Source organism: Paractinoplanes deccanensis (assembly GCF_016862115.1).
GTDB lineage: Bacteria > Actinomycetota > Actinomycetes > Mycobacteriales > Micromonosporaceae > Actinoplanes > Actinoplanes deccanensis.
Window position 1 is genome coordinate 28,589 of the sequence record NZ_BOMI01000194.1, and the last position, 24,463, is coordinate 53,051.

22 protein-coding genes are annotated in these 24,463 nt (G+C 72.9%); 21 read left to right on the top strand and 1 reads right to left on the bottom strand.

All coding sequences use genetic code 11. The annotated features are described in order from the left end of the window. Positions 1–97 precede the first annotated feature (97 nt). From Ade02nite_RS45875 to Ade02nite_RS45915, 9 genes are read left to right on the top strand one after another with little or no spacing between them, the layout of a single operon-like run. A complete protein-coding gene (locus Ade02nite_RS45875) occupies positions 98–1,411 on the top strand; it encodes a tyrosine-protein kinase domain-containing protein (RefSeq protein WP_239169551.1) in 1,314 nt (437 codons plus the stop codon). Beyond that, positions 1,401–2,162, top strand: a complete 762-nt coding sequence (locus Ade02nite_RS45880; RefSeq protein ID WP_203777731.1) for a TylF/MycF/NovP-related O-methyltransferase — start codon at positions 1,401–1,403, stop codon at positions 2,160–2,162. Before Ade02nite_RS45875 ends, Ade02nite_RS45880 begins: the two co-directional genes overlap by 11 nt. Beyond that, a complete protein-coding gene (locus Ade02nite_RS45885) occupies positions 2,159–2,953 on the top strand; it encodes a transketolase (protein WP_203777732.1) in 795 nt (264 codons plus the stop codon). Before Ade02nite_RS45880 ends, Ade02nite_RS45885 begins: the two co-directional genes overlap by 4 nt. Then, positions 2,950–3,897 carry a transketolase family protein gene (locus Ade02nite_RS45890; protein ID WP_203777733.1) on the top strand — a complete coding sequence of 316 codons (948 nt, stop codon included), beginning with the start codon at positions 2,950–2,952 and terminating at the stop codon, positions 3,895–3,897. The genes Ade02nite_RS45885 and Ade02nite_RS45890 overlap by 4 nt, the downstream gene beginning before the upstream one ends. Beyond that, positions 3,872–4,981, top strand: coding sequence for a DegT/DnrJ/EryC1/StrS family aminotransferase (locus Ade02nite_RS45895; protein ID WP_203777734.1), 1,110 nt, complete (start codon positions 3,872–3,874; stop codon positions 4,979–4,981). Before Ade02nite_RS45890 ends, Ade02nite_RS45895 begins: the two co-directional genes overlap by 26 nt. Further along, positions 4,978–5,976, top strand: a complete 999-nt coding sequence (locus Ade02nite_RS45900; protein ID WP_203777735.1) for a glycosyltransferase family 2 protein — start codon at positions 4,978–4,980, stop codon at positions 5,974–5,976. The genes Ade02nite_RS45895 and Ade02nite_RS45900 overlap by 4 nt, the downstream gene beginning before the upstream one ends. Beyond that, positions 5,973–7,694 carry a bifunctional aminotransferase class I/II-fold pyridoxal phosphate-dependent enzyme/GNAT family N-acetyltransferase gene (locus tag Ade02nite_RS45905; protein WP_203777736.1) on the top strand — a complete coding sequence of 574 codons (1,722 nt, stop codon included), beginning with the start codon at positions 5,973–5,975 and terminating at the stop codon, positions 7,692–7,694. Before Ade02nite_RS45900 ends, Ade02nite_RS45905 begins: the two co-directional genes overlap by 4 nt. Before the next feature lie 40 nt (positions 7,695–7,734). Continuing rightward, a complete protein-coding gene (locus tag Ade02nite_RS45910; protein ID WP_239169552.1) occupies positions 7,735–8,415 on the top strand; it encodes a sugar transferase in 681 nt (226 codons plus the stop codon). After that, entirely contained in the window at positions 8,408–9,691 is a 1,284-nt protein-coding gene (locus tag Ade02nite_RS45915; protein WP_203777737.1) for a lipopolysaccharide biosynthesis protein, read from the top strand. The genes Ade02nite_RS45910 and Ade02nite_RS45915 overlap by 8 nt, the downstream gene beginning before the upstream one ends. A gap of 70 nt (positions 9,692–9,761) precedes the next feature. Here Ade02nite_RS45915 and Ade02nite_RS45920 read toward each other — a convergent pair whose 3' ends face one another. Next, entirely contained in the window at positions 9,762–10,130 is a 369-nt protein-coding gene (locus Ade02nite_RS45920; RefSeq protein ID WP_203777738.1) for a hypothetical protein, read from the bottom strand. Between the two features lie 372 nt (positions 10,131–10,502). On the opposite strand from Ade02nite_RS45920, the gene Ade02nite_RS45925 reads away from it, so the two are divergent. The 12 genes from Ade02nite_RS45925 (at position 10,503) to Ade02nite_RS45980 (ending at position 24,457) form a co-directional block, all read left to right on the top strand. After that, complete coding sequence (locus tag Ade02nite_RS45925) at positions 10,503–11,135, top strand: helix-turn-helix domain-containing protein (RefSeq protein WP_239169553.1); 633 nt, start codon at positions 10,503–10,505, stop codon at positions 11,133–11,135. A 66-nt stretch (positions 11,136–11,201) separates the two neighbouring features. Beyond that, positions 11,202–11,783, top strand: coding sequence for a dihydrofolate reductase family protein (locus Ade02nite_RS45930; protein ID WP_203777739.1), 582 nt, complete (start codon positions 11,202–11,204; stop codon positions 11,781–11,783). 88 nt (positions 11,784–11,871) lie between these two features. After that, positions 11,872–13,134: an O-antigen ligase family protein gene (locus Ade02nite_RS45935; protein ID WP_203777740.1), complete on the top strand. Its 1,263-nt coding sequence runs from the start codon at positions 11,872–11,874 to the stop codon at positions 13,132–13,134. A 31-nt stretch (positions 13,135–13,165) separates the two neighbouring features. Continuing rightward, a complete protein-coding gene (locus Ade02nite_RS45940) occupies positions 13,166–14,713 on the top strand; it encodes a long-chain-fatty-acid--CoA ligase (protein WP_203777741.1) in 1,548 nt (515 codons plus the stop codon). Between the two features lie 67 nt (positions 14,714–14,780). Then, positions 14,781–16,091 carry a GlnX family signal transduction membrane protein gene (locus Ade02nite_RS45945; RefSeq protein ID WP_203777742.1) on the top strand — a complete coding sequence of 437 codons (1,311 nt, stop codon included), beginning with the start codon at positions 14,781–14,783 and terminating at the stop codon, positions 16,089–16,091. Further along, entirely contained in the window at positions 16,091–17,059 is a 969-nt protein-coding gene (locus Ade02nite_RS45950) for a glutamate ABC transporter substrate-binding protein (RefSeq protein WP_203777743.1), read from the top strand. Before Ade02nite_RS45945 ends, Ade02nite_RS45950 begins: the two co-directional genes overlap by 1 nt. Beyond that, positions 17,056–18,237: a hypothetical protein gene (locus Ade02nite_RS45955; RefSeq protein ID WP_203777744.1), complete on the top strand. Its 1,182-nt coding sequence runs from the start codon at positions 17,056–17,058 to the stop codon at positions 18,235–18,237. Before Ade02nite_RS45950 ends, Ade02nite_RS45955 begins: the two co-directional genes overlap by 4 nt. Further along, the gene (locus tag Ade02nite_RS45960; RefSeq protein WP_203777745.1) at positions 18,234–20,438 is read left to right on the top strand and encodes a serine/threonine-protein kinase; all 2,205 of its coding nucleotides are present in this window, start codon (positions 18,234–18,236) and stop codon (positions 20,436–20,438) included. The genes Ade02nite_RS45955 and Ade02nite_RS45960 overlap by 4 nt, the downstream gene beginning before the upstream one ends. Before the next feature lie 193 nt (positions 20,439–20,631). Continuing rightward, positions 20,632–21,684, top strand: coding sequence for a protein phosphatase 2C domain-containing protein (locus Ade02nite_RS45965; RefSeq protein ID WP_203777746.1), 1,053 nt, complete (start codon positions 20,632–20,634; stop codon positions 21,682–21,684). Positions 21,685–21,686: 2 nt separating this feature from the next. Then, positions 21,687–22,952, top strand: coding sequence for a vWA domain-containing protein (locus Ade02nite_RS45970; protein ID WP_203777747.1), 1,266 nt, complete (start codon positions 21,687–21,689; stop codon positions 22,950–22,952). Continuing rightward, positions 22,949–23,584, top strand: coding sequence for a double zinc ribbon and FHA domain-containing protein (locus Ade02nite_RS45975; RefSeq protein WP_203777748.1), 636 nt, complete (start codon positions 22,949–22,951; stop codon positions 23,582–23,584). Before Ade02nite_RS45970 ends, Ade02nite_RS45975 begins: the two co-directional genes overlap by 4 nt. A gap of 78 nt (positions 23,585–23,662) precedes the next feature. After that, on the top strand, positions 23,663–24,457 hold the full coding sequence (locus Ade02nite_RS45980) for an inositol monophosphatase family protein (protein ID WP_203777749.1): 795 nt from the start codon (positions 23,663–23,665) through the stop codon (positions 24,455–24,457). The last annotated feature ends 6 nt before the right edge of the window (positions 24,458–24,463 follow it).

Genomic DNA, 24,463 nt, shown 5'->3' on the forward strand with positions numbered 1-24,463 from the left:
CGCGCGTACGAGTGACCACGCAAGTTCCGGATAATGCTTCGCGTTATCGATCGGCCCCTTAGATTCACAGGTATTCGGCGCTATTCGGGGGGTCTGCGTGGAACTGCGTGACTACCTCCGGGTGGCCCGCCGCCAATGGTGGGTCGTCGCGCTCACCGTGATCGCCGCGATGGGGATCGCCGCGCTGTTCACGGCGCAGACCAAGCCGTTGTACGCGTCGACCGTGCAGTTCTTCATCGCGACCGGGAACGTGGAAGGGTCGAGCGCTCTCGAGGGGGCAATGTTCGCGCAGCAACGGTTGAAGACGTACGAGGCGGTGCTCACGGGCGAACGGCTCGCGGGCCTGATCGCGGCGAACGACGACACCTCGCTGACCCCGGAGCAGATCCGCGAACGCATCTCGGTGGTCTCCGACTCGGCGACCGTCTTGATCGATGTCACCGTCGAGGACGCCGATCCGGAGCTCGCGCAGAGCCTCTGCGAGGAATTGGCCGCGCAGTTTCCCACGCTGGTGAAACGGCTGGAGACGCCGGACACGGGCGTCACGAAGACGCCCATGGCGACGATCGAGACGATGGTGCCGCCCATGCCGCACGGCACGCCGGTCGTGCCCCGCCCGATGCACAACCTCGCCCTCGGCGTGGCGATGGGCCTGCTGGTCGGCACCGCCCTGGGCGTGGGCCGCGAGATCGCCGACAGGTCGGTCCGCGATCCGAGGAAGCTGCGCGAGCTGACCGCGGCACCCGTGCTCGCCTGCATCCCGCGGGACCGCCGGGCGGCCTTGATCGCCGACCGCGGCTCGCCCCGGGCCGAGGCGCTGCGCCAGCTGCGCACCACGGTCCAGTTCGCCGGCAAGGACCGGCCCGTGAAGACGCTCGCGGTGACCAGCGCGATGCCCGGCGAGGGCCGCTCGGCGACCGCGTGCGGGCTGGCGATCCTGTTCGCCGAGACCGGGCGCCGGGTGCTGATCGTCGACGCCGAGCTGCGCCGCCCCCGGCTCGCCGCGTTCCTGGGCCGGGAGGGCTCGGCCGGGCTCACCACCGTGCTGGTCGGTGCCGCCTCGCTCGACCAGGTGCTCCAGCCGTGGGGCGCCGGGCTGTGGCTGCTGTCCAGCGGGCACCCGCCGCCCAACCCGAGCGAGCTGCTCGGCTCGCAGCGCATGGGCGAGCTCCTCGACGAGCTGCGCGGCCGCTTCGACCTGGTCATCCTCGACTCGCCGCCGCTGCTGCCGGTCGCCGACGGCGCGGTGGTCGCGGCCCGCGCCGACGGGGCGCTGCTGCTCGTGCGCTCCCGCAAGACCACCACCGCCCAGGTGGCCGGCGCCATGCGCGCGCTCAAGCAGGTCGACGCCCGGCTGCTCGGCTGCGTCTTCACCATGGTCACGTCGAGGCGGGCCTGCTATGCCGCCTGAGACACGCCTCACGCAGCAGCCGGGCACCCTGCGCACCGAGGCCGAGAAGCAGGCGGCCGCCCGGATCGCCGAGGTCTTCGCCGCCAGCGCCGACGACCTGCCCACGCGGCTCGCCAACCTGGCCCGGTACGCGCGCCGCACCCAGGTCACCCGCTTCGCCGCCCTCTACGAGCTGTTCAAGCTGGCGCTGCCGGTGAAGGGCTCGGTCGTCGAGTGCGGCGTCTTCCGCGGATCGAGCTTCATGACGTTCGCTCAGCTCAGCGCCGCCCTGGAGCCCACCAACCTGACCCGGCGGCTGTACGGGTTCGACTCGTTCGGCGGCTTCCCGTCGGTCTCGGAGGCGGACCGCCCCGAGCAGACCGGCGCCGCCCGCGGCGACCTGGCGGCCGACAGCTACGCCGAGCTCACCCGGCTGCTGGAGATCTACGACACCGACCGCTTCCTCGGCCACCTGCCGAAGGCCCGGCTGATCCGCGGCGACGTCACCGAGACCGTTCCCGCGTTCGTCGCCGACAACCCGCACCTGGTGGTGAGCCTGCTCTTCCTCGATCTCGACCTGTACGAGCCGACCCGCGCCGCGCTGCGCCACTTCGTGCCCCGCATGCCGAAGGGCGCGGTGCTCGCCTTCGACGAGCTCGACAACCCGCTGTGGCCGGGCGAGACCCAGGCGGTGCTCGACGAGATCGGGATCGGCCGGCTGGAGCTGCGGCGGTTCGACTTCGACCCGTACATCGGATACGCGGTCCTATGACGAGCGCCGACGTCGCCCGCGCCGTCCGCCAGCACGTGCTGCGGATGACCAACTCGGGCCGCAGCTCGCACGTCGGCTCGGCGCTGTCCTGCGCCGACCTGCTCGCGGTGCTCTACGCGGACGTCCTCGACGTCGATCCCGCGCACCCGGACCGGCCCGACCGGGACCGGTTCATCATGAGCAAGGGGCACGCCGGGGCCGCCCTCTACGCGGTCCTCGCCGAGCGCGGCTTCTTCGACGCCCGGCTGCTGACCCAGCACTACCGCAACGGGTCGTTCCTGTCCGGGCACGTCAGCCACGTCGGCATCCCGGGCGTGGAGCTGTCCACCGGCTCGCTCGGGCACGGGCTGCCGGTCGGCGCGGGCCTCGCCTGGCAGGCCCGGCGCGCGGGCCAGAGCTGGCGGACGTACGTGCTGCTCGGCGACGGCGAGTGCGACGAGGGCAGCGTGTGGGAGGCCGCGATGTTCGCCGCCCACCACCGGCTCGGCAACCTGGCGGCCGTGGTCGACTGGAACGGCCTGCAGTCCATGGGCACCACCGAGGAGACCCTGGCGCTGGAGCCGTTCGCCGACAAGTGGCGCTCGTTCGGCTGGACGGTCCGCGAGATCGACGGGCACGACCACGCGGCCATCAGGACGGCGCTCGCGGCCCGGGACGAGAGGCCGGCCGTCGTGCTCGCCCGCACCGTGAAGGGCAAGGGCGTCTCCTTCATGGAGAACCAGGTGCTCTGGCACTACCGGCCGCCGGACGACCTGGAGCTGGCCGGCGCCATGAGCGAGGTGACGCGATGAGGAGCCAGTTCTTCACCGACCTGCTCGAGGCCGCCGCGGCCGACCCGGACATCGTCTTCGTCACCGGCGACATCGGCTTCGGCGTCGTCGAGGAGTTCCAGCGGCGCTGCCCCGACCAGTTCGTCAACGCCGGCGTGGCCGAGCAGAACATGACCGGGCTGGCCGCCGGCATCGCGCTCGCCGGCGCGCGCGTCTTCACGTACTCGATCGCGAACTTCCCCACCCTGCGCTGCCTCGAGCAGATCCGCAACGACGTGGCCTACCACCACGCCGACGTCACCGTGGTGGCGGTCGGCGGCGGGCTCTCCTACGGCGCGCTCGGCATGTCGCACCACGCCACCGAGGACCTGGCGATCATGCGGGCGATCCCGGGGCTGGCCGTGGCCGCGCCCGGCGACGCGGTCGAGACGAGCGCCGTGATGGCCGACCTCGTCGCCAACGGCGGGCCCGCGTACCTGCGGCTGGGCAAGGCCGGCGAGCCGGTCGTGCACCACGCGCCGATCCAGCTCTGCCGCGGCGAGTCGATCGCGCTGCGCACCGGCGGCGACATCGCGCTGTTCAGCACCGGCGCGATCCTGGAGTCGGCGCTGCGGGCCGCCGACCTGCTGGCGCAGGCGGGCGTCCGGGCGGACGTGCGCTCGTTCCCCTGGCTCGACCCGCTCGACACGGTGGCGATCCACGACGCCGCCCACCGCTATCCGACGATCGTGACCGTCGAGGAGCACTCGATCATCGGCGGGCTCGGCAGCGCGGTGGCCGAGATCCTCGCCGAGATGCCGCAGTCGGCCTCGCTGATCCGGGTGGCGCTGCCGCCCCGGTTCTCCTCGCTCGTCGGCGACCAGGAATACCTGCGCGGGGCGCACGGCCTCGACCCCGCCTCGATCACCCATCGGGTGCTGGAACAGATGGAGGTCAACCGTGGACTGGCGTGTCAGATTCGTTGACTATCCCGAGCAGTGGCGGCGCCAGCGCGACGGTCTGCTGCCGGTGATCGAGGAGACCATCGCGCGCGGCGACCTCATGCTGCGCCGGCAGCTGGCCGACTTCGAGCAGCACCTGGCCGCCTTCAACGGATCGGCCCGGGCGGTCGGGGTGAGCAACTGCACCGACGGGCTGCGGCTGCTGGCGCACGCGCTCGACGTCGGGCCGGGCGACGAGATCGTCAGCGTGGCGCACACGTTCGTCGCGACGATCTCGCCGTTCGTGCTGCGCGGGGCCACGCCGGTGCTGGTCGACATCGGCGACGACCACCTCATGGACACCGGGCTGCTCGCGGATGCGGTCACCGAGCGCACCCGGGCCGTCGTCCCGGTGCACCTGAACGGGCGCACTGTCGACATGACAGCCGTCCAGCGGGCGGCCGATGCGGTCGGCGCGCTGGTGATCGAGGACGCGGCGCAGGCGCTCGGCGCGACCCTCGACGGGCGCACCTCCGGCACGTTCGGGCTGGCCAGCACCTATTCGTTCTATCCGGCGAAGATGCTCGGCGCGCTCGGCGACGCGGGCGCGGTGCTCACCGACGACCAGGCTCTCGCCGACCGGCTGCTCGCGCTGCGCGACCACGGCCGGGTCGCCAAGGCCGAGCTGGACGGCTGGGGCTACAACTGCCGGCTTGACAACCTCCAGGCCGCGATCCTCGACTGGCGCCTGGCCCGCCTGCCGCAGTGGATCGAGCGCCGCCGCGAGCTGGCCCGGATCTACACCGAGCGGCTGCGCGACGTGCCCGAGATCCGCATCCCGGTGGGGCCGGACGACGACCCGCGCCGGCGCGACGTCTACCAGAACTACCCGATCACCACCCCGGACCGCGACCGGCTCGCCGAGCACCTGCGCGCCGACGGCATCGAGACGCTGATCTCCTGGCCGATCCCGCTGCACCGGCAGAAGGGCCTCGGCCTGGAGCACTTCCGCCTGCCGCGCACCGAGCGGCTCTGCGACGAGGTGCTGTCGCTGCCGATGCACGTGGAGCTCGCCGACGACCAGGCGGAGTACGTCGCGGACAGCGTTCGAAGGTTCTTCGGCCGATGAGCATGCCATTCGTCAGCGTCGTCGTGCCGTGCTGGAACGAGGCGGACTTCATCGAGGGCTTCCTGGACGCCGTCCAGGAATTCGACTACCCCGCCGACCGCTTGGAGGTCCTGGTCGTCGACGGGATGAGCGACGACGGCACTCGGGACGTCCTGCAGAAGCGGGACGCCGTGCGCCTCATCGACAATCCGGGCCGCAGCAAACCCGTCGCGCTCAACCTCGGCATCCGCGAGGCGAAGGGCGACATCATCGTGCGCCTCGACGTGCACGCCGACTATCCGCCCGACTATCTGGCGAAGTGTGTGCGGGGGCTGCTCGACCACCCCGACGCCGACAACGTGGGCGGCGTCCGGCGCTCCGAGGCCCGCGACGACAACCTGATCGGCCGGGCCATCGCGCTCTCCACCACGGACGCCTTCGGCGCCGGCAACACCAGGTACCGCATCGGGGCGGCCGAGCCGCAGTGGGTCGACACCGTCTTCGGCGGCTGCTACCGGCGCGAGGTCTTCGACCGCATCGGCTACTTCGACGAGGCCCTCACCCGCGCCCAGGACCGCGAGTTCAACCAGCGCCTGCGCGCCGCCGGCGGCAAGATCCTGCTGCTGCCCGACATCACCTGCACGTACTACGCCCGCAGCGGCTACCGCGAGTTCTGCGGATGGATGTTCGAGGGCGGCTACTGGCCGTTCCGCGCCAGCCGCGCCGTCGGCCGCTGGATCGGCTCGTGGCGCAACGTCGTCCCGCTCGGCTTCGTGCTCGCCGCCTCCGGCGGCCTCGCCCTGTCCCCCTTCTCCCGCGCGGCCCGGCGTCTCACCTTCACCCTTCTCGGTACGTACGGAGCGGCCGCCGCCTACTCCGGGGCCCGCCTGGCACGCCGCCACCGTGACCCGCGCCTGCTCGCCGCGATGCCCCTGATCTTCGCCACCACCCACGTCGTCTACGGCGTCGGCTCGGTGTGGGGCATCCTCGATCCGGCCGGGCGGCGGCGGTCATGACGGCGGCGGAGTTCCACTACTACCGGGGGCGCGTGGCGCTGCACGCGATCCTGCGCGGCCTCGGGGTCTCGCGCGGCGACGAGGTGATCGTGCAGGCGTACACCTGCGCGGCGGTGGTCGAGCCGCTCCAGCGGCTCGGGGTGACCCCGGTGTACGTGGACATCGACCGCGCCACGTACACGATGGATCTCGACGCGCTGGCCGCCGCGGTCACCGGCCGCACCCGCGCGATCATCGTGCAGCACACGTTCGGCACCCCGGTCGACCTCGCGCGGGTGCGGGCCGTCGCCGGGGACGTGCCGATCGTCGAGGACTGCGCGCACATCACCGAGCCGGACGAGCGCGGCCCGGTCGGCGCGACGGGCGCGGCCGCCTTCTACTCGTACGAGTGGGGCAAGCCCGTCATCGCCGGCGTGGGCGGCAAGGCCGTCGTCAACGACGAGCGGCTGGCGGCCACGATGCGCGAGCAATACAGGGCGTACGCGCCGCCGCCGCTACGCCGCGAGGCCGTGATGGCCGCCCAGTTCCTCGTCCACTCGGTCGCCTCCGAACTGGGCGTGACGTGGCGGCTGCGCGCCCTGTACCGGCGGTTGTCGCGGCTCGGCCTGGTGGTCGGCTCGTACGCCGAGGACCCGGCGGACAGCCCCGAGTACCGGTGGCGGATGACCCGGTCGGTGCGGTGGCGCCTTCCCCGGCGCACCGCCCGGGCGCGCAAGGCGATCGCCCGCCGCACCGCCGTGGCCGCCCGCTACCGCACGGGCGTGACGCGTCTCGGCTTCCCGCTGCCGCCCGCGGGCTCGCCCGGCCCGGTGCCGCTGCGGGTGCCGGTCGCGGTGGCGGACAAGCGCGGGCTGCTCGACGCCGCGACCCGCCGGCGCCTGGAGGTGGGCGACTGGTTCGCCACGGCGGTGCACCCGCTGACCGGCGCGGCCCTGGAGGCCACCGGATACCGGCCCGGCGCCTGCCCGAACGCCGAGTGGGCGGCCGACCACGTGGTGAGCTTCCCGGTGCGCGCCGACGCGAGCCCGCACGACGTGGAGCGCGGCATCGCGCTGCTCGGGGCGATCGCCGGCACGCCGGAGGGCGACGGCGGGCTGCGCATCGTGGCCGGCCCGTTCACCGACACTCAGATACGCGCCGTCGCCGAGATGCACGCCACCGAGGTGGCACACGGCTTCCTGTCGTCACTGGGCGTGCCGGCGCTCGAAGTGCTCTACCGTCACGTCGCCGCGAGCGAGCACTGCGCGCTGTACCTGGCCCTGGACGGTGGCCGCCCGGTCGGCTACATCTGTGGCAGCCTGGACACCTCGGCGCTGGTCCGCGAGTTCGTCCGCCGCCGGTGGTGGGTGGCGGCCCCGGCGCTGCTGCCCCGGCTGCTCCGCCCCGGCCGCGTGTTCCGGGCGATCGAGACGCTGCGCTACGCGAACGCCGAGAGCGACCTGCCGCACGCCGAAGTGATCAATTTCGTGGTACGCCCGCCGGCCCGCGGCACCGGCGCCGCCCAGGTGCTGTTCGACCGGCTCATGCGGTGGTTCGAGTCGCACGGCGCGACGGCCGTCAAGATGGTCACCGGCGAGCGGCAGCAGCGCGCGCACGGCTTCTACCGCAAGGTCGGCGCCGAGCTGCACGGCCACACCTCGATCCACAGCGGCACCGCGTCGCGCATCTACCTCTACCGCACGGCGATGCGGGAGCAAAACCCGCAAACCACTCCATAGCGGTACGAGCGGTCGATACGCTCACCGAAGAGGGGGAGCCATGATCGCGCGACTCTTGTCGCCCGCCGCCCGCTACGAGCTGGCCAAGCGGGTCGTCGACATCGCCGGGGCCGCCGGGATCCTGCTGGCCACCGCGCCGATCACCGCGTACGCGGCCTGGCGCATCAAGCGCGAGGACGGCGGCCCGCTGCTCTACCGCGGCGAGCGGATCGGCCGGCACGGCAAGCCGTTCGCCATGCTCAAGTTCCGCAGCATGGTCCTCGACGCCGAGAGGCTCGGCGGCCCGTCCACCGCCGACGACGACCCGCGGCTCACCGCGACCGGCCGCATGCTGCGCCGCTGGAAGATCGACGAGCTGCCGCAGTTCGTCAACGTGCTGACCGGCGAGATGAGCCTGGTCGGCCCGCGCCCCCAGGTCGCCTCGGACGTGCGCCGCTACACCGAGCGCGAGCGGCGCCTGCTCAGCGTCAAGCCCGGCATCACCGACTGGGCGTCGATCGCCTTCCGCGACGAGGGCGCGATCCTCGCGGGCAAACCGGACCCGGACGCGGCGTACGACGAACTGATCCGCCCCCGCAAGATCGAGCTGGGCCTGCTCTACGTCGAGACCCGCGGCCTCGTCACCGACCTGCGGATCCTGCTGATCACCGCGCTCGCCGTCGCGGGCGTGGACCGGGTCGACGAGATGATCCCGCCGGCCGGCGTCCCGGCACATGCGTGAGGGCCTGCGCTCGCTGGCTCGCGGCATCCCGGCGGCGGTCCGGCGGGACTACGTCGTGTCCACCGTCGTCCACTGGCTGACCCTCGCCTCCGGCCTGCTCCTGTTCCACCTGGTCGCCGGCCGCGCCGGCCCGGCCGGCTTCGCCTACTACCAGGTGGCCCGCGGCGTGGTCGCCACCCTGCAGCCGTTCGCCCTGCTCGGCCTCGTCCCCGCCCTGCACCGCTACCTGCCGCGCGCCGGCCACCGGGCGCGGGCGCTGGCCCGGCAGTCGTTCCTCGTCCAGCTGGTCGTCATGGACCTGATCGGCCTGCTCGGCCTGGTCGTCGCCGACGACCTGGGCCGGCTGCTCGGCATCCCCGGCGGCGCCCACTCGGTCCGCGCCGTCGTCGCCCTGGCCACCGGCAACTGCCTCTGCGTGGTCGCGGTGGCCGCCCTGCGCGGCTGCGGCCAGGTCGGCGCCGCCAACCTGGCCTGGCTCCTCGGCCTCGGCCTGCTCCCGATCGCCGCCTTCGCCCTCACCGACCGGATGGAGCTCTTCCTGGCCCTGCAGGGCATCGCGATGATCCTGGTGGCCCTCGCCGGCATCGCCGTCGCCGGCCGCCCCACCGGCGACACGTCCCCCGCCCCGTCGTTGCGCACCGTCATCCTCTTCGGCCTCCGGCGGGCCCCCGGCGACATCGCCCTGCCCGCCCTGTTCTCCTTCCCCACCTTCTACGCCGCCGCCGCGGCCGGCCCCGGCGACCCCGACGCCGGCTACGTCGGCTTCGTCACCTCGGCGATCACCCTGATCTGCGCCCTGTTCGCCATGCTCACCCCGGTCCTGCTCCCCCGGCTGAGCGGCACCTTCCACACCTCGGGCGTCGGCGCCGAACTGGGCCGCGGCCTCAAGACGCTGCCGGTGGTCGCCGCCGCCCTGACCATCCCGCTGACCGGCCTGCTGTTCCTGGCCGCGCCGCCGATCGTCCACAACTTCCTCGGCCTGGAGTTCACCGACGCCGTCCACGCGCTGCGCCTGGGCGTGCTGGCCGCCATCCCGTTCGCCGTCTTCTACGCCGCCCGCCCCACCCTCGACGCGCTCGCCGAGACCCCGATCGTCAGCCGCCTGCTGCTCGGCTGCCTACTCCTGCAGATCCTCGTCACGTACGGCCTGGGCCACCTGCTCCCCCCGACCACCGCCGCCCTGGCCGGCCTGACCACCGCGGCGCTGGCGCTGGGCGCGCTGTCCTACGTGGCCCTGGTGCACGTCCTGCCCGCCCCGAGACTCAAGCCCGCCTGACGCCCGTACGAGGTGGGCCGCTAGGCGTGGCGTGTATTCGTTTGGTGCGAGTGCTCGCCCTCAGGGAAGGTCACGACGCGAGCAGGTCGAAGTGGAAGCCGATGACGAAGAGGGCGAAGGCGAACCACCGAATCGGGTGGCCGGGATTGCCACGGTCGAGCAGCCAGGCCAGCGGCCGGAGCGCCTGGCCCAGTCCTGCGCGGACTACGGAGATCGCGAGTGTCACCAAGTAAAACAGCAGTCCGGGCAAGACGACGACGGGTACGAACACGAGCAGCCACGGATGATCGAAGATCCGCTGGAGCACCCAGTCGCCGGCGCTCTGTACCGCGACGAGCACACAGAACCCGATACCGACCAGGGACAACACCACGATCTCGACCCAATCGTTGGTGCGGTACGTCCTGGTGAATCCCTCCGCCGCCTCGACCTGGCGCATAGCCAACTCGGCCCGCGCCCGCCGACCAGAGCCGCCACGCTTCGCCCAATCCGATCCCAGGATGCACGGCCATAACGTAGCGGCTCCGCTTGGGCCACCGCCTCCTGCGACGAGTCCGAAGTGGCTTGCTGACGCCGCGGAGACGGGTGTCGGCGATGCTGTGTGGGTGGAATACGTCTCCCGGGTGCCGCGGCCGCCGCTGGACGGGCTTATCGATGACCTCTACTACCTGGCGGGCGCGCCGCCGTACGCGCGGCTGACGCTGCCGTCGGCGCCGGGGGCGTTGCTCGTGGTGAATCTCGGGGCGCCGTTTCAGGTCCGTGCCGGCGCCGATGTCGAGGCGGCCGACTATGCCGACGGTTGTGTGTGTCCGTGCCGACCCGCGCGTGGGAGTTCGGCTACCCGGTGCGGACCCGGTCGGTCGGCGCGCACGTCAAGCCGTGGGGGCTGGCGCCGTTCCTGCCGATGCCCGCGGCCGAGCTGTGCGACCGGCCGGTGACGGTGGAGCAGGTGTGGGGCCGGGCCGCCGTGGCCGAGCTGCGGGAGCGGCTGGCCGGGGCGGGCGGCCCGCACGAGATGATGACGGTGCTCGAGGACGAGCTGATGCGGCAGCTGCGCGAGACCGCCGGCCTGGGGCTGGTCCGCCACACCAGCGGCGTCATCGCGGCGAGCCGCGGGGCGGTGGCGATCGGCGACCTGCGCGCGGCGGCCGGGGTCAGCAGCACTCATCTGGCGCGGCGGTTCAAGGAGCTCGTCGGTGTCACGCCGAAGCGGCTGGCCCGCACCCAGCGCTTCGCCGCCACCCTGCTCGCGGTCGACTTCACCGGGCCGGTCGACTGGGCCGCGGTCGCCGGTGGCGCGGGCTACTTCGACCAGGCGCACTTCGGCCACGAGTTCCGGGCGTTCACCGGGCTCACGCCGACCCGGTACGCCGAGGTCCGGCGGCGGTTCCTGCGCGACAATCCCGGCCACGTGCTGGACGGCTGGCCGCTGCCGGCCGATTGATTTCTTACAAGAACGGCGGCTCACGGCACGCTACCTTGGGGCCTCGGCGAAGCAGAGGAGAGCCTTGTGGGCAAGGTGGTCATGTACGCCTCGGTGTCGGTGGACGGCTTCATCGCCGACGACAACGACCAGCCCGGGCCGCTGTTCGACTGGCTGACCAGCGGCGACGTCCCGCTGGACGCGAGCAGCGCGCTGACGGTGTCGCAGACGTCCTACGACTACACCCGGCCGTACTGGGACGAGATCGGGGTGACCGTCGCCGGCCGCCACGTCTTCGACCTCACCGGCGGCTGGGACGGCAAGCCGCCGAGCGGGGTCGGTCACGTGGTCGTCGTGACGCACCGGCCGGCGCCCGAGGGCTGGGATCCCGCGGCGCCGTTCCACTTCGTCGACGGCGTCGAGGCGGGCGTGGCCAAGGCGCGGGAGCTCACGGGTGACCGGGTGGTCGAGGTCGCCGCCGGCGATGTCGGCGGCCAGGCGCTCGCCGCCGGCCTGGTCGACGAGGTGCGCATGGACGTCGTGCCCGTCGTGCTCGGCTCCGGCAAGCGCTACTTCGGGTCGGCCGGGGGGCAGCACCTGCTGGCGGACCCGGACGTGGTGATCGCGGGCAACCGGGTGCTGCACCTGCGCTATCGGGTGCGCCGTTGACCGGAAACGTCTGCGGGCGGGCGGCGGCGCGAGGATGATCGACGGGAGACCGCTGACCTGTCGACGTCCGTGAAGGAACGACCCGCCGGTGCACCGATCGGACCAGGCGCCCGTGCGGCCCACCCTGCTGCTCATCGGTGCCGCCTTCGTGGCCACGCTCGCCGGGCACTTCACGCTGGAGCGGATCGGGCTCAGCATTCCCGTGCTCAACGACGTACGGGTGCTGCTGTTCACCGCGGTCGTGCTCGCCTTTCTGCTGGAGCAGCACCACGCGGGCGAGGCCGCGCGCTGGCACAACCGGTCGGCGTCGCGGGCGCTCTACCCCGTACTGCTGCTGCTGGGCTATCAGATCCTGTCGGCGTCGTGGGCGCCGCGCGGGGCGATCATCAACGACGTGCTCAGCGACCTGGTCGCGATGGGCGTGCTGCTGATCGTCTACACCAACCTGGCCGTCTGGGACCGCGACCGGGTCGTCCGGATCACGTTCACGCTGCTCTACCTCGCGGGGTGGCTCTATTTCCTGTACGCGGCGTCGGGCCGCGGCCACACGGCGAGCGGGCGGTGGGCGGCGTTCGGCGGCGGGCCCAACGTCTTCGTCCGGGTGATGGTGCTCGGCATCTTCGCGGCCGCGTACTTCTACTTCCGGCACAACGGCAAGCTGATCTGGCTGGTCGGGGTGCCACCGTTCCTGGTCGGCGCGCTGGCCTCCGGGTCGCGGGGCGGTCTGGCGGCGCTCGGCATCGCCACGGGGATCGCGCTGCGGTCGCTGTGGCCGACGATCCGGTCGATGCGCTTCGTCAAGGCGTTCACCGCGCTGGCCGTCCTGCTCGCGGTGCTGTGGAGCATCATCGGCGAGATGGTGACCGACCTGCTGAACAACCGGCTGGTCGCCACCACCCTGCAGAACCGGTACGCCTCCGACCGGGACGTGCTCTACGAGAAGGGCGTCGAGGTCTTCTTCGAGCGCCCGGTGCTCGGCTCCGGCGTGCACGGCTTCTACGCCATCACCAACCTCGGGCCGGGCGAGCGATATGTGCACAATCTGCCGTTGGCCGTGGCGGCCGAGGGCGGGGCGGTCGGCCTGATCATCCTGCTGCTCGCGTTCTGGTCGCTGCGCACCGAGTACGCCCGGCTGCCGGTGCGGGAACGCTCCCTGGAGAGCCGCGCCGCGGCGTACGCCGGCTTCTTCGTGCTGGGCGCCAGCCTGTTCTCCGGCGACTACTACGACACCCGGTTGATGTGGATCCTGTGGCTGCTCGCGGCCATCCACCCGGCCGTCACCGCCGCGCAGCAGGCAAGTAACAACACCGGAACGGAGGGTTTCTCAGGTTCGCGGGGGATGGTGGGATGAGACGGCCGCCACACCTGAAGGGACGACCCGCATGCTCAACCTCTCGATCCTCCTGGAGGACAGCGCCCGGCACTTCCCCGAGCGGGCGGCGGTGGTGCTCGGCGACCGGCGGCTGACCTACGCGCAGGTGGACGCGGCGGCCAACCAGGTCGCCAACCTGCTGGTGAGCCGCGGCATCCGGCCCGGTGACAAGGTCGCCCTCTCCTGCCCCAACGTGCCGTACTTCCCGGTCGTCTACTACGGCATCCTCAAGGCCGGCGCCGTCGTCGTCCCGCTGAACGTGCTGCTCAAGGGCCGCGAGATCGCGTACCACCTGGACGACTCCGACGCCAGGGCCTACTTCTGCTTCGAGGGCACCGCCGAGCTGCCGATGGGCGCCGCCGGCCACGAGGGCTTCGAGCGCACCGACGGCTGCGAGACGTTCTTCCTGATCACCGCCGACCCGGCCGCGCCGTCGCCGATCGAGGGCGCCGAGACGATGGGCTCCGCGCTCGCCGGCCAGGCCCCGGTCTTCGAGCCGGTGCTGCTGCCCGAGACCGACCCGGCGGTCATCCTCTACACCAGCGGCACGACCGGCCAGGCCAAGGGCGCCGAGCTGTCCCACTCCAACCTGCTGCTCAACGCGCTCACCTGCAACCGCCTCTTCGGCAGCCCGGTCGGCAGCGACACGCACCTGCTCGTGCTGCCGCTGTTCCACTCGTTCGGCTCCACCGTCAACATGAACGCGGGCTTCGCCACCGCCTCCACGCTGGTGCTGCTGCCCCGCTTCGACGCCGCCGCCGCGGTCCGGCTGCTGCAGGACGAGGACGTCACCTTCTTCGCCGGCGTCCCGACGATGTACTGGGGGCTGCTCAACGCGCTCACCGACGACGTGGACGTGGCACGCATCGCGCGCACCATGCGCGTGGCGGTCTCCGGCGGCTCCAGCCTCCCCGTCGAGATCATCAAGGAGGTCCGGGAGCGGCTGGGAGTGACCATCCTGGAGGGGTACGGGCTGAGCGAGACCTCCCCGGTCGCCACCTTCAGCGACCCGCACAGCGATCCGCGGCCCGGCTCGATCGGCATCCCGATCTGGGGTGTCGAGGTGAAGCTGATCGACGCCGAGTGGAACACGATCGAGGGCGCCGACGAGATCGGCGAGATCGCCATCCGCGGCCACAACATCATGCGCGGCTACTACAACCGTCCCGACGCGACCGCCGAGGTGGTGCGCGACGGCTGGTTCCGCAGCGGCGACCTGGGCCGGCGCGACAAGGACGGCTTCTACTACATCGTCGACCGCGCCAAGGACATGATCATCCGGGGTGGCTTCAACGTGTACCCGCGCGAGATCGAGGAGGTCCTCATCACCCACGAGGCGGTGTCGCTGGCCGCGGTGATCGGCGTGCCGCACCCGAGCCACGGCGAGGAGATCAAGGCGTTCGTGATCCTCAAGCCGGGCGCGACGGCGACCGAGGAGGAGCTGGTCGCGTGGGGCAAGGAGCAGATGGCGGCGTACAAATATCCGCGCGTCGTGAGCATCGTGGAGTCGCTGCCGATGACCGCGACCGGCAAGCTGCTCAAGCGCGAACTGCACTGACCACACCGGGGTTGCGCCGATGCAGCACAGTGGGGCACACACAACAGCATCCGGGACGGGGGGAAGCATGAGCACTGCGTTGATCACCCGGCCCGAGCCCGTGGGCCTGGTCAAGCGCGTCGGGGGTCTGCGGCACACGTCCCCCGGCCGCCTGAAGCTGCTGCTCACCACCCTGCTCACGCTGGGCCTGCTCGCCGGTGTGGTGGCGGCCGCCGCCGGCCAGTCCGCCCGCGCCGGCACCCGCGACCTGGGCGGCCGGGCCCAGCCGCTGCTCGTCGAGGCCGAGACGATCTATTCGGCGCTCGCCGACGCCGACACCACGGCGGCCCAGGCGTTCCTGGCGGGCGGCCTCGAGCCCGCCACGCTGACCGACCGGTACGACGACGACCTCCAGCGCGCCACCACCGCGCTCACCTCGGCCGCCCGCCGCACCCCCGCCGAGGGCGCGGCCGCCGACGCGGTGCGCGTCCTCTCCGCCGGTGTCGCCGAATACTCCGCGCTGGTCGCCACCGCCCGGGCGAACAACCGGCAGGGCCTGCCGGTCGGCGCGTCGTACCTGTCGGAGGCGTCGAAGCTCAACCGCGAGACGCTGCAACCGCAGGCGCGGGCGCTCTTCCGCACCGCGCAGACCGAGGTCAACGACGGGTACGGCGCGGCGGCCGCGCTCGGCTGGATGGTGCCGCTGCTGCTCCTGCTCGGCGGCCTCCTCGTCGCCCTGCTGCTCGTGCAGCGCTACCTGAGCCGGCGCACGCACCGCACGTTCAACGTGCCGCTGCTCGGCGCCACCGCCGTGACCGCCGTGCTGGCCCTCGTCGCGTTCGGTGTCGTCATCAACCAGCAGGCCCACCTCGGCCGCGCCGAGAATTACGGCTCCGCCCCCGCCGCGTCGATCGCCGAGAGCCGCATTCTGGCGCTCCAGGCGCGCGGCGACGAGGCGCTGACGCTCGCCGCGCGGGGCAGCGGCGCCGCGTACGAGGCCGACTTCGACGCCGTCAGCGAGCGGCTCACCGCGTCCGGCGGGCCACTGGTCAACCAGTACGGCGCCCTCGACCCGCATCTCGGCGAGGTGATGAACCGGGCCGCCACGTCGTTCCGGTCCTACGTGGACGCGCACGACGCGGTGCGGGCGCTCGACGACAACGGCAACTACGACGGCGCTGTCGACCTCGCGATCGGCGCGAAGACCACCGAGACGTTCGAGAGCCTGCGCCGCGACCTCGACGCCGCCTTCGACGACCGCAAGGCCGTCTTCACCGAAGAGATCGGCGCGGCGTCCGGCGGGCTCGGCCTGCTCACGGTTCTCGGGCCGCTGCTCGCGCTGGTGATCTGCGCGCTGGCGTACGCGGGCCTGCGAGCGCGCTTGGAGGAATACCGCTGATGCGTACCGTCGCTGCCGCCGCCACCGCGGTGCTCCTGGCGATCGGCCTGGCCGGCTGCTCCGCCGACTCGTCGCCGCTGCCCGGCTTCACCACCGGGCCCCGCGTCGAGGCTCTGCCCGGCAACGCGCCCGCCCAGGGCGGCGGCTCGGCGCCGGCCTGCAACCCCCGGGCCAGCCTGCGCCCGGCCGGCCTGCCGCAGCCCGGCAAGATGCCCGCCGGCAGCTACATGGCCGACATCCAGAAGCGCGGCCGGCTGATCCTCGGCACCAGCCAGGACACGCTGCTGTTCAGCTCGCGCAACCCGCTCACCGGCCAGATCGAGGGCTTCGACGTCGACATGGGCCGGCAGATCGCCGCCGCCATCTTCGGCGACCCCAGCAAGATCCAGATCAAGGTCATCGGGTACGACCAGCGCGTCAGCTCGGTCGTCAACGGCGACGTGGACATCGTCGCCGACACCATGACGGCCAACTGCGAGCGCTGGCAGGACGTGAACTTCTCCAGCATCTACTACGAGGCCGGGCAAAAGGTGCTGGTCTCCACCAGCTCCGCGGCCAAGAAGATCGAGGACCTGGGCGGCAAGCGGGTCTGCTCGGTGCAGGGCTCCACGTCGTACGACAACATCGCCACGGTCAAGGCGCAGCCCCGGCCGCTCGTGCCGGTGGGCCGGGCCGCGTTCGGCGACTGCCTGGTCGCCTTCCAGCGCAACCAGGTCGACGCGATCACGACCGACGACACCATCCTGGCCGGCATGGCGGCGCAGGACCCGTACGCCAAGGTCATCGGCGACCGCTTCACCGAGGAGCCGTACGGTATGGCGATGCCCCGCCAGCACCCGGAGTTCACCCGGTTCGTGAATGCTGTGCTGGCGAAGAACCGCGCGGACGGCACGTGGAAGGCGACGTACGAGAAATGGCTCGGCGACATCCGGCCGGCGCCTGCACCCCCGGTGGCCCAGTATCGATGACCTCTCCCCGCTATGCCGCGGCCGAGGCGGAGTTGCTCCGCCTCGAGAAGGCGGTCGCCGCGATCTCCACGAACCTCGTCGACCTCGACGACAACCCGGCCCGCAAGGAGCTCGACCGCACCCGGCTCACCGGGCGCACGGCCTCGGCGTGGGCCGCGGCGTCCGACGCGCTGACCCGCCTCTGGGACGGCTACCGGCTGCTCACCGAGCTGATCGCCCGGGCCCGCGCGATCAGCGGCCAGCGCCGGATCAGCGACGCCGAGCGCGCCGAGTTCGCCCACGAGGTGCTCGGCGAGTCGATCACGCTGTCCACCGAGGTGGTGCCGCTGGCCCAGCGCGGCCTGCTCGGGCCGGGACACGTGACCACGGTCTGCACGCCGGCCGAGCTGCTCTCGGTGATGGAGCAGGCGTTCACCACGGCGGTGGCGGTCGCCATCCGGGCCGGCGAGGTCTGGGACAAGATGCTGCCCGCGGCCGCCGACGCCGCCGCGGCGCTGGAGCACGTGCGCCGGCTCGGCGGCGACGCCGCGACGCTCGCCGAGGCCGACCGGCGGCTCGGCGCCTTCACCGCGACCCTCGCCGGCGACCCGCTCGGCGTGGACGAGCGCGACCTGCAGGCCATCCGCGTGCTGATCGACCGCGCCGACGCCGAGCGCACCTCGGCCACCGAGCTGCGGTCGGCCCTGGAGCAGCGCCTCGCCGACGCCCGCCGCCTGCTCGACTCCCTCGCCGAGGCCCAGGCCGCCGCGATCAGCGCCACCGAGGCGGCCGCCGGCCGGTTCCTGCCACGCGAACTCCTCGCCGTCGCCCCGGGCGGCGACCTGCGGCCCGACCTCGCGGCCATCGAGGCGCTCGCCGCGGCCGGGCACTGGTCGCTGATCAGCCCCCGGCTCGCCGACTGGACCCGCCGCGCCCGCGAACGGCACACCGCGCTGCGCGAGGCGGCGGCGCACAACGCCGGGCTGCTCGCCGCGCGCAACGAGCTGCGCGGCCGGCTCGACGCCTACCAGGCCAAGGCGCTGCGGCGCGGCCTCGGCGAGCATCCGCGGCTGGTGCCGCTGCACGAGGCGGCCCGCGCGGCCCTCTGGACCGCGCCCTGCGACCTCGGCACGGCCCGGGCGGCCGTCAACGCCTACCAGGACGCGCTCACCGCCACGATCGCGAGGGACACCCGATGAAGTGCCAGCGCAACTGCCCCGGAACCATCGACGAGGGCTACTGCGACACATGCGGCATGGCGCCCCTGACCACCCCGGCGACCGCGCCGTCCGCCGTGTCGTACAAGCCCGCGCCGGTGCCCGTGCAGCGCACCGCCACCGCGGCGACCGGGCCCTCGGCCCGCACCGGCGCGCTCTCCACCCGTACAGCCGGGAGCGGGCGCGCCGGCAGCTCCCGCACCGCCTCCCGGCGCCGCTTCGGCGGCGGCCTCGTCGAGGTCGAGCCCATCGTGCAGGCCGACCCGGCCACCGCCGTGATGACCACCGCCGAGGTGCCCGAGGACAAGCGCTACTGCGCGAAGTGCGGCAACGCGGTCGGCCGGGCCCGCGGCGACCGGCCCGGGCGCACCGCCGGCTTCTGCCCGCAGTGCGGCGAGCAGTTCAACTTCACCCCCAAGCTGGTCAAGGGCGACCTGGTGGCCGGGCAGTACGAGGTGGTCGGCCCGCTCGCGCACGGCGGCCTCGGCTGGATCTACCTGGCCGTCGACAAGAACGTCTCGGACCGCTGGGTGGTGCTCAAGGGCCTGCTCAACTCCGGCGACGACGACGCGCTGGCGGCCGCCGTGGCCGAGCGGCGCTTCCTCGCCGAGGTCGAGCACCCGAACATCGTCAAGATCTACAACTTCGTCGAGCACGACGGCGCCGGCTACATCGTCATGGAGTACGTGGGCGGCGAGTCGCTCAAGGGCATCCTCAAGGAGCGCCGCCCCGACCCGCTGCCCGTCGACCGCGCGCTGGCCTACATCGTCGAGATCATGCCGGCCTTCGGCTACCTGCACGACCGGGGCCTCATCTTCTGCGACTTCAAGCCGGACAACGTGATCCAGTCCGGCGACCAGATGAAGCTCATCGACCTCGGCGGCGTGGTGCGCTTCGACGACATGGACGCCGCCATCTACGGCACGGTCGGCTACCAGGCGCCCGAGATGGCGACCGCCGGGCCGTCCATCGCCTCCGACCTCTACACCATCGGGCGCACCCTGGCGGTGCTCACCACCGACTTCCGCGGCTACCAGAGCACCTTCAAGGACAGCCTGCCCGACCGCGGCGAGTTCGAGGTCTACCAGCGCTTCGAGTCGTTCTACCGGCTGCTCCAGCGGGCCACCCGCCCCGACCCGGCGGAACGCTTCGTCGACGCCGCCGAGATGACCGAGCAGATGATCGGCGTGCTGCGCCAGGTGCTGGCCGCCGACGGCACGCCCCGGCCCGCCACGTCCCGGCTGTTCACCGGCGAGATGCGCACCGACCTGAAGTCGGACGCCCCGCGCTGGCAGGACCTGCCGTCCCCGCTGATCGACCTGGCCGACCCGTCGGCGGCGTTCCTGGCCTCGGTGACGGTCACCGACCCGGCCGAGGTGCTGGCGCTGCTCAAGGGCGCCCCCGTGGCCACCCTGGAGGTCCGGCTGCGCGCGCTGCGGGCCGAGATCGACCTGGCCGCCCGGCACGGCTACTTCGACGACGCCCGCGCCGCCCGCGACGCGCTGCTGCGCACCGAGGGCGCCGACTGGCGGGTGGCCTGGTACGACGGGCTGCTCGCGCTGGCGGTGAAGAACTACGCGTACGCCCGCGAGCGCTTCGACGCGGTCTATTCCGCCCTGCCCGGCGAACTGGCGCCCCAACTGGCCCTGGCCCTCGCCCTCGAACTGGCCGGCGACCCGGCCGCGGCCGGCTACTACGACGTGGTGAGCCGCACCGACCCGGCCTACACGTCGGCGGCGGCCGGGCTGGCCCGATGCCGGTTGCACAGCGGCGACCGGGCGGGCGCGGTCGAGGCGTACAACCGGGTGCCCGGCACGTCGGCGGCCTACCGAAGCTCCCAAGTGGGCGCGGTGCTGGCCCTGGTGCAGTCCCACCCGTCGGCGGCGGCGGACGTCGACTCGCTGGCGGCGGCGGCAGCCCTGATCGACCGGCTCGAGGTGGAGGCGGCCCAGCTGGCGGCGCTGCGCGTGTCGCTGCTGGAACAAGCCCTGGAGACCATCAAGGGTGGAGCGCAGCTGCCGCCGGCGGTGTTGGGGGCGGCACACCAAGGAGAGGTGCGCGAGAGGGAGGTCCGGTTCGCGCTGGAGGCCGCCTACCGCGAGATGGCCCGCGCGGCCCACGGGGCGGAGAAGATCGCCCTCGTCGACCTGGCCAACGCGGCCCGCCCCCGGACCCGCACGTGAGCCGGTCCCGCTCCACCCCCGGTCAACGCCCCGCCCAGAACCAAGGCCCCGCCCAGAGCCAACCCAGTGTTATGTCCGGCTTTGTCCCCCGCGCAGGCGGCGAACAGGGGCGGCGTAATCTTTCGGTTCTCTCAAATTTGCACCACGACCATCTGCACCACGACGACTTGCACCACGACGACGGCGAGGCACGATGACGATGACCGAGTGCGCCTCGTGCGCCGATGAGCGCGCTGCCGGGGCGGCCTTCTGCGAGAGCTGCGGCCGGTCGCTCGCCGCCGGCCCGGCCTGCCCGCACTGCGGGGCCGCCGGGGCGGTCGGCGAGGACGGCTACTGCGAGCAGTGCGGGATGCTCGCCGCCCGGCCCCGGGACCACCTCGAGGCCGACGCCGGCGACATCGCCGCGGCCGTGACCGACCGGGGGCTGCGCCACCACCGCAACGAGGACTCGATGTGGCTGGCCGTTCGCGGCGGCGACGTCGATGTGGTCGTCTGCGACGGCGTCTCCTCGTCGTTCGACCCTGATGTCGCCTCCGCCACCGCCGCCGGCGCCGCAGGCGAAGCGCTCGCCGCCGCCGGCGAGACGCTGACCGCCTGCGGCGGCAAGACGGTGGCCGCTGATAAGACGCCGGCCGCCGGCTCGACGCCGGCCGCTGAGGCTCCGGCCGCTGGTGAGGCGCTCGCCGCCGATGTCGGGGCCGCGATCCTCGCCGCCAAGGAGGCCGTCGCCGCGCTCGCCGACGACGGCGATCCCCGGCGCGCCGTCTCCAACCCGGCCTGCACCATTGTCGCGGCCGTCGTGCGGGGGCCCCAGATCGCGTACGGCTGGATCGGCGACAGCCGCGCCTACTGGGTGCCGCTGGACGGGCCCGCCGAGCAGCTCACCGAGGACGACTCCTGGGCCACCCACGTCATCGCCCTGGGCGTCGATCCCGAGGTGGCCATGCGCGACCCCAAGGCGCACGCGATCACCGGCTGGCTCGGCGCGGACGCCGGGTCGGTGCAGCCTCGCGGGGCCTCGTTCACCGTCACCGAGCCCGGTCATCTGGTGCTGTGCAGCGACGGGTTGTGGAACTACCTGACCGACCCGGCCGCGTTCGCCGCCGCCGTGCGGACCGGGTTGCACACGCACGGCACTCTGATCAATGCCGCGCGGTACCTGACCGACTACGCGATCAACGCCGGCGGCGCCGACAACATCACCGTGGCGCTGATCCCCGTCCGGCCCGCCCCATCCGAGGAGTAGGGATGTCGTACACCGCCGAGGCCTTCCAGAACGAATATCTCGCGCTCGGCGCGACCGAGGTCAACGCGATCGTCACCGTCACCTCGTCGGGTGCCGAGGGCGGTCGCCGTACGGCCGGCGCCACCGAGATCATCATCGTGGACGCGTCGGGCTCCATGCAGGCCGAGGGGCGCATCGGCGCGGCGCGCCAGGCCGCGAAGGCCGCCGTGGCCTGCATCGACGACGGGGTGCACTTCGCGATCATCGCCGGGGTGGGCACGGCTCAGCAGCTCTTCCCCGCGCCCGGCCAACTCGCCGTGTCGTCGCCGCAGACGCGGTCCGAGGCGTCCTGGGCGATCGACCGGCTCCAGGCCAGTGGCGGTACGGCGATGGGCGCGTGGCTGCTGCTCGCCGCGCAGCTGCTCGCCCAGCGGCCCGGTGACATCTCGCACGCGATCCTGCTGACCGACGGCGACAACGGCGAGCGGCAGGGCTACCTGGAGAGCGTGCTCGACTCGATCGCCGGCCGCTTCACCGTCGACTCGCGGGGCGTGGGCACCAACTGGAAGGTGTCCGAGCTCCGCAAGATCGCCGACGCGATGCTGGGCACTGTGGACATCGTCGCGCAGCCGGCCGACCTGACCGCCTCGTTCGAGCAGATGATGACGAACGCGATGGGCAAGACCAGCGCCGACGTACAGCTGAAGATCTGGACCCCGGTGAACTCGACGGTGCGCTTCGTCAAGCAGGTCGAGCCGCAGGTCGCCGACCTGACCGGCAAGCGGGTGCCGGACGGGCCGCGCGCCGGCCGCTACCCGCTCGGCGCGTGGGGCAGGGAGAGCCGCGATTACCACATCTGCGTCGACGTGGCGCCGGGCAACGCGGGCGACGAGATGCTCGCCGCGCGCGTGTCGGTGGTGGAGGGCGACACCGTGCACGCGCAGTCGCTGGTGCGCGCGGTGTGGACCGACGACACGGCGCTGTCGACGCGGATCAACCGGCAGGTGGCCCACTACACGGGCCAGGCGGAGCTGGCCGAGGCGATCCAGGCGGGCATCGAGGCGCGCAAGGCCGGCGACGACCGTACGGCGACGCTGAAGTTCGGCCGCGCGGCGCAGCTCGCGCATGCCAGCGGCAACACGGCCACCGAGGAGTTGCTCGCCTCGGTGGTGGAGATCGAGGACGCGGCGACCGGTACGGTCCGCCTGCGGCGCAAGGTGGCGGCGGCCGACGAGATGGCGCTCGACACCCGCTCGACCAAGACCGTGCGGGTGGGGCGCGGCCAGTGACGACGTACGCCTGCCCGAAAGGTCATCTGTCCGAGACCGACGACTTCTGCGACACGTGCGGGGCGAAGATCTCCGGTGCCGCCCCGCCGCCGGTCGAGAGCAGGCCGACGCTGCCTGCCGGCGGACCGCCGTGCCCCAACTGCGGCACCCCGCGGGCGGGCACGAGCCGGTTCTGCGAGGACTGCGGCTACGACCACAACACCGGCCGCGTCCCCACGCTGACCGCGCCGGCCGCCGAGGACGCGCCGACGCAGGGCTGGACGGCGACGATCGAGGCCGACCGCAAGTACTTCGAGGAGAACGCGATCGAGGGCATCGACTTCCCGGCGACCGCGACGTCCCGGACGGTGCCGCTCCCGCCGCCGCAGGTGCGGATCGGGCGCAAGAGCTCCTCGAAGGGCACCCACCCCGAGATCGACCTCGCCGACGACGACCCGGGCGTCTCGCACAGCCACGCGCTGCTGACCCTGAGCGTCGACGGCGTCTGGCTCGTCTCGGACCTGGGCTCGACCAACGGCACGTACATCAACGACGAGCAGAGCCCGCTCACCGCCGGCGACTCGCGCGCGCTCCAGGACGGCGACCGCGTCCACGTCGGCGCGTGGACCACGCTCACGTTGCACGCGCCGTAGGTTGCCGGCGCCCGACATCCGGGTGACATCTGCCGCGAGTCGGGGCCGCCGCCCGGCTCGCGCGGGCAGGATGGAGCCGTGGAGACGGATCTTCAACTGGCCCAGCGCGCCGCCCTGACCGGCGCGACCGTGGCCCTGCCGCACTTCGCCGCCCTCGCCGACCTGCCGCGCGAGCTCAAGGCCGACGGCTCGGTGGTCACGGCCGCCGACCGCGCGGTGGAGGCGGCGATCCGCGAGGTGCTCACCGAGGCGCGGCCGGGCGACGCGATCCTGGGCGAGGAGGAGGGCCAGACCGGCGAGGAGGCCCACCGCCGCTGGATCATCGACCCGATCGACGGCACCGCCCTGTTCGTGGCGGGCGACCCGCGCTGGCTGATCCTCGTCGCCCTGGAGGAGGGCGGCGAGATGGTCGCGGCCGTGGCGGCCCACCCGGCGCAGGGCAGCCTCTGGTGGGCGGCGAAGGGCGCGGGCGCGTTCGAGGGCCGCGTCGTCGGCGGCCGGGTCGTGGCCGACACCCCCGTCCACGTGACCGCGGAGGGCGCCGACGCCGTGGTGGGCAGCCGCTTCGCCGTGGTGCCCGAGGACTGGGGCAAGGAGCTGGTGGCGCCGGTCAAGGCGCTGACGCCGGCCCTGGCGTGGCCCATCCACCCCGCCCTGATGATCGCGCGCGGCGACCTGGACGTCGCGGTGCAGACCGGCGGCCAGATCTGGGACTTCGCGGCCACCTCGCTGATCGTGCGCGAGGCGGGCGGCACCTACAGCCGGGTCGACGGCACCCTGGCCCCGGGACCGGGAGCCTCGGTGTACGCGCGCAGCGAGCCGCTCCGCGAGGCCGTCCTGGAGCTGGTCGGCGCGGCCGCCGCGACACCTTGATCGATA

Excerpts from the sequence above, each read along its gene's own strand:
- Ade02nite_RS45900 (WP_203777735.1), top strand. The coding sequence starts at position 4,978 with ATGAGCATGCCATTCGTCAGCGTCGTCGTGCCGTGCTGGAACGAGGCG.
- Ade02nite_RS45910 (WP_239169552.1), top strand. The coding sequence starts at position 7,735 with ATGATCGCGCGACTCTTGTCGCCCGCCGCCCGCTACGAGCTGGCCAAG.
- Ade02nite_RS45960 (WP_203777745.1), top strand. The coding sequence starts at position 18,234 with ATGAAGTGCCAGCGCAACTGCCCCGGAACCATCGACGAGGGCTACTGC.
- Ade02nite_RS45950 (WP_203777743.1), top strand. The coding sequence starts at position 16,091 with ATGCGTACCGTCGCTGCCGCCGCCACCGCGGTGCTCCTGGCGATCGGC.
- Ade02nite_RS45920 (WP_203777738.1), bottom strand. The coding sequence starts at position 10,130 with ATGCGCCAGGTCGAGGCGGCGGAGGGATTCACCAGGACGTACCGCACC.
- Ade02nite_RS45915 (WP_203777737.1), top strand. The coding sequence starts at position 8,408 with ATGCGTGAGGGCCTGCGCTCGCTGGCTCGCGGCATCCCGGCGGCGGTC.
- Ade02nite_RS45945 (WP_203777742.1), top strand. The coding sequence starts at position 14,781 with ATGAGCACTGCGTTGATCACCCGGCCCGAGCCCGTGGGCCTGGTCAAG.
- Ade02nite_RS45880 (WP_203777731.1), top strand. The coding sequence starts at position 1,401 with ATGCCGCCTGAGACACGCCTCACGCAGCAGCCGGGCACCCTGCGCACC.
- Ade02nite_RS45965 (WP_203777746.1), top strand. The coding sequence starts at position 20,632 with ATGACGATGACCGAGTGCGCCTCGTGCGCCGATGAGCGCGCTGCCGGG.
- Ade02nite_RS45905 (WP_203777736.1), top strand. The coding sequence starts at position 5,973 with ATGACGGCGGCGGAGTTCCACTACTACCGGGGGCGCGTGGCGCTGCAC.
- Ade02nite_RS45970 (WP_203777747.1), top strand. The coding sequence starts at position 21,687 with ATGTCGTACACCGCCGAGGCCTTCCAGAACGAATATCTCGCGCTCGGC.
- Ade02nite_RS45940 (WP_203777741.1), top strand. The coding sequence starts at position 13,166 with ATGCTCAACCTCTCGATCCTCCTGGAGGACAGCGCCCGGCACTTCCCC.
- Ade02nite_RS45890 (WP_203777733.1), top strand. The coding sequence starts at position 2,950 with ATGAGGAGCCAGTTCTTCACCGACCTGCTCGAGGCCGCCGCGGCCGAC.
- Ade02nite_RS45955 (WP_203777744.1), top strand. The coding sequence starts at position 17,056 with ATGACCTCTCCCCGCTATGCCGCGGCCGAGGCGGAGTTGCTCCGCCTC.
- Ade02nite_RS45885 (WP_203777732.1), top strand. The coding sequence starts at position 2,159 with ATGACGAGCGCCGACGTCGCCCGCGCCGTCCGCCAGCACGTGCTGCGG.